This is a genomic window from Streptomyces sp. a15, assembly GCF_059026085.1.
In genome coordinates this window covers 1-4,403 of sequence record NZ_JBWLKM010000184.1, presented here as the reverse complement: position 1 = coordinate 4,403, position 4,403 = coordinate 1, and the positions used below count along the sequence as shown (strand labels likewise).

Sequence of the window (4,403 nt, the reverse complement as noted above, 5' to 3'; positions counted from 1 at the left end):
CGCTCCCGCTCTGGGACGGCTGCTTCCTCTGCAATCGGCCGCACTACTAGCCCGGCTCGATTCCACATAAGGCGGGCCCTGCCTGCGGATTTCCCTCCGTGGGAGACGGTTTACGGGCTTTTTCCGGAGGTGGAACCGGGCCGGGGTGGTCACCTACATCCGTGACCAGCTTCGCCGCCGGATCCGTACCGGCAACGGCCGCTGCCCGCACCCGGTGACGCTGATCGTGGACTCCCAGTCGGTCAAGGGAGCCTCGACCGTCGGCCGGAACAGCCGCGGCTACGACGCCGCGAAGAAATTCAACGTCCGAAATCGACATATCACGGTGGACACGCTCGGCCTGCCGGTAATGATCACGGTGACGCCCGCCGACATCCAGGACCGCGACGCCGCCCGCGACGTGTTCCGGCGCCTGCGCCTCAGCCAGCCGCAGATCACCCAGGTCTGGGCCGACCGCGGCTACGCCGGCGACCTCGTCGACTTGGCCCGCGAACGCCTCTGGCTCACCCTGCCCATCGGAGGCCGGGAAGATCACCGCCCGATGCGGCAGTGATCAGCGGGCATGCTCGGGCCCGCGAGTTGCACCGGCTTTCCTGGGCAAGCCAGCGTGTCGAGCCAGGGAACCCGCTGACGGCAGGGCCTTAGGTCGCCCTCGCCTGCCCGGCGGCGACGGGCCACGAGAAGAAGAGGGGGAGCAGACAAGTGTCGCCTGGTGACCATCAGGTGACCGCTGCCTGTCAGGTGATTTGTGGGGTCACAGGAAATGATTGGGGAGCGTCACCGCGAGCGATCAGCCGCCGACACGCCGCGCGAAACACCCGAACCGCACCGGAAGGAATCTCACGCCATGACCGCCACCGCGCCCAAGGCTCCGACTGCACCAGGGGTGCGGTCCTGGTGGGGAATCCCGTACGCCACCGCCGAGCGGTACCGTCGCCCCGTAGTCGCGGACTTCGTTCCGGACCGCCCCTGCGACCGCAAGGGCGTCGCCCCCGTCCAGCCCGACAGCGGCGACTGGCTCGAAGCGGACAGCGGGATGGGCGAGGACTGCCTGAACCTGAACGTGTGGGCTCCCGAGCAGCCGACCGGGAAGGCGCTTCCGGTGGCCGTGTACATCCATGGCGGCGGATTCGAGTACGGCGCGAACACGCAGACCACCTCGAACGCCGCCGGTCTCGCCGCGACGGGACGCGTGGTGAGCGTGTCGGTCAACTACCGGCTCGGCGCGCTGGGCGCGCTCTCGCTCTCCCAGTACGGCGGGCGGCTCGCCGAGGCCAGCAACCTCGGCCTGCAGGACGTCATCGCCGCGCTCATCTGGGTCAAGCAGAACATCGCCTCCTTCGGTGGCGACCCCGACGACATCACCGTCTTCGGCCACAGCGCCGGCGCCTTCTCCGCCCTCGGGCTGCTCGGGGCCTCCTCCGCGGACGGCCTGTACCGGCGACTGGCCGGGTTCTCCGGCGCGCCCTCGCGTCTCGTCCCGGCCTGGTGGGCCGAGGAGCTCGCGGAGCGGTTCGTCACCGAACTCGGTGTCGCGGGCAACCCCGACAAGCTGATCGATCTCGACGCGGCCTCCCTGGTGGCCGCCCTGCGCAAGGTCTGCCCGACGGATCTCGGAGTCCGGGGCGGGATGGACAACCAGAGCATCGGCGTCGTCCTGGACGCCGAACAGCCCGGCGGGGTGCTGCACGCCCATCCCCTGGACGTCCTGGCCTCGGGCTCGCACCGGGACATCGACGTCCTCCTGAGCATGGCCGGCGACGAGACGGGCTGGTGGGTGGCGAACGACCTCGACCGGTTCGACCCGCACACCGTCGACCGCGTCACCGACGAAGTCGCGGGGTGGCGCATTCCCCGCTCCCGCGCCAAGAAGATCGTCGACACCTACGACCAGGGCGGCCGCACCCCTGCCGAGCTCCGCGCCGCGCTCCTGACGGACTACATTTACGCGCTCCCCGCCGCCCGCGGCGCTCTGGCCCACGCCGCCGCAGGCGGCAACGCCCACCTCCTCATGATCGGGCCCGCCGAGGGCGCGCCCGCCGTGCACGGCACCGAGATGTACGCCCTGGTCGGCCAGGAGCAGCCAGGGCGCAGTCCTGAACAGGCCGGCCGTGACACGCGTATCCGCGACATCGTGCTCGACTTCGTCACCGGCGAGCGGACCCGCCTGTGGCCCGCCGTCACGGACCGGCCCACCTCGGGAAGCGTCGGCAACCCTCCCTACGAGCCCAGCGCCCACTACCAGGCGGTCCTCGACCTGTTCGAGAACATCGCCCGCCCTTGACGGTCACCGGGCGATCCGGAGCAGCGCACCAGGGGGCGAACAGAGTAAGGAACTCGACATGAGCCAACCGAGAGCAGTCAGCGACGCCGCACCGGCGACGATGCGGGCCGTCGTCGTCACCCGGCCCGGCGGCCTCGACGCACTGGAGATCAAGGATGTGCCGGTGCCCGTACGCAAGCCCGGCTGGGTGCGGATCAGGGTGAAGGCGTTCGGCGTCAACGAGTCCGAGGTCACCACCCGCAAGGGCGAGTCGGACGCGGTGGTCACCTACCCGCGTGTGCCCGGCATCGAGGGCGTCGGCGTGGTCGATGACGTCGACGAGAACAGTTCGCTGAGGCCGGGACAGCAGGTGGCCACGATGATGGGCGGCATGGGCCGCTCGTACGACGGCGCGTACGCCCAGTACGTGACCGTCCCCGCGGCACAGGTCATCCCGTTCGAGACCGGCCTGCCGTGGGAGGTCGTCGGTGCGCTGCCGGAGATGTTCCAGACCGCCTACGGAGCGCTGACCACCGGCCTGGACCTCAAGGCCGGGCAGACGCTGCTGATCCGCGGCGGCACCTCCACGGTCGGGCTGAGCGCGGCCACGATCGCGAAGGACCTCGGAGCCACCGTGCTGTCCACCACCCGCAGCCCGGAGAGGGCCGGGGGACTGCGGGCCGCGGGCGTCGACCATCCCCTCGTCGACAGCGGCACGATCGCCGACCAGGTGAGCGAGCTGATGCCGGAGGGTGTCGACGCCGTACTGGAGCTGGTGGGCTGCTCGGTCCTCGCCGACACCCTCCGCACCGTCCGCCGGCACGGCACGGTCTGCTTCACCGGAGCCCTGGCGGGCCAGTGGACGATCCCCGATTTCACCCCGTTCATGATCCCGGGCGGGGTGCGGCTGACGTCCTACGGCGGTCAGGCCGCCGACCTCCCGGCCGACGTCTTCGCCCGCCAGCTCCAGGCCATCACCGAAGGGCGCCTCAAGGTCCCGGTCGCGAAGGTCTACCAGGGCCTGGAACAGGTCCGTGACGCCCAGGCCGACGTCGAGTCCGGCACCACGCCGGGCAAGCACGTCGTCGTCCTGGACGACTGAGACCTGGGCAACTGAGAAACGACATCCAACGTGAGCGTCGCCGACAGCGGTGACTTCGCGGTCCTGGCCTACAACCTGAACACCTATGTCCGCGACGACAACGGCAACGGACGGCAACGGCGCGCCTGAAACGCCACCGAGGCGTACCGGCTGATCGACGGCGAGTGGCACATCGTGCACTCCCATTGGGCGTTCACGCAGACCGCGAAGGGAGCCATCGCCTCCTGACGGGCAAGGGGCCTCCGCCGGGATACCGTCACGCGTCGGTCCTCGCTGCGCGGGCCGCGAAGGCGGCCGGGGTGAGGCCGGGCTTCCAGGAGGCTCCGCTCGTCGATGAGCTCATGTACCCCCTTGCCGGTGGCGTCCCGGGCGGCACGGCTCAGGGTGCCGACCGCGCAGCCGAGCAACTCGGCGTAGTCCGCGGCTTGGTGCAGCTCGCGAAAGTGCAGCTCCACGGCGTCCAGGAAGCGCCCGTACCTGTCGGCGCGGCCGGTGCCGACCGTGGCCGTGCCGATGGGGGCGATGCCCGGGGAGTTGGCCAGGCGCAGCAGCAGCGATTCGAGCAGGCTGCGCCGCAAGACGTCGTCGGGTAGGACCACCTCCTGGCCGCGGACGCCGCTGCTGGGCCCGCATGGTCGCCCAGCAGCGCCTCAGCTCCACCATCCTGCGGGGCCGCCCGGCGTCGGGAAGGCCACTGTCGCCCGGCTCCTCGCGGACGGCAGCGACATGGCCTTCGAGCCGGTGTCGGCAACCTTCTCCGGCGTGGCCGAACCGCTCAAGCCACCGATGGTAAGTGGATCGACTTGCCTTAAGGGCGGTGTGGGGGCTACCTTCAAGTGGTGAGTCCATCGACTTACCTTATCCTCGGCAAGGAACAATCAACATGAATCGTCTTGCGGGCAAGCGCGCCCTCATCACCGGCGGCACGAGTGGGATCGGTCTGGAGACCGCGCGGCGTTTCAACGCCACGTCCAGCTCCCCGAAGTGCTCACGCACCCGCTCCGCCAGGCCGCGCTGCGCATCGAGATCGCGCGCATC

General features: G+C 70.2%; 4 protein-coding genes and 1 pseudogene. 3 read left to right on the top strand and 2 right to left on the bottom strand.

From position 1 onward, the window contains the following. Positions 1-145 precede the first annotated feature (145 nt). The 3 genes from AC5P09_RS51220 (at position 146) to AC5P09_RS51210 (ending at position 3,365) form a co-directional block, all read left to right on the top strand. Positions 146-553, top strand: coding sequence for a transposase (locus AC5P09_RS51220; protein ID WP_493880512.1), 408 nt, complete (start codon positions 146-148; stop codon positions 551-553). Positions 554-847: 294 nt separating this feature from the next. Then, on the top strand, positions 848-2,284 hold the full coding sequence (locus AC5P09_RS51215; RefSeq protein WP_493880511.1) for a carboxylesterase family protein: 1,437 nt from the start codon (positions 848-850) through the stop codon (positions 2,282-2,284). A 58-nt stretch (positions 2,285-2,342) separates the two neighbouring features. Beyond that, on the top strand, positions 2,343-3,365 hold the full coding sequence (locus AC5P09_RS51210; RefSeq protein WP_493880510.1) for an alcohol dehydrogenase catalytic domain-containing protein: 1,023 nt from the start codon (positions 2,343-2,345) through the stop codon (positions 3,363-3,365). 83 nt (positions 3,366-3,448) lie between these two features. Here AC5P09_RS51210 and AC5P09_RS51205 read toward each other — a convergent pair whose 3' ends face one another. Continuing rightward, a complete protein-coding gene (locus AC5P09_RS51205) occupies positions 3,449-3,964 on the bottom strand; it encodes a hypothetical protein (RefSeq protein WP_493880509.1) in 516 nt (171 codons plus the stop codon). 259 nt (positions 3,965-4,223) lie between these two features. Further along, positions 4,224-4,403: pseudogene (locus AC5P09_RS51200) on the bottom strand (hypothetical protein); the annotation flags it as partial.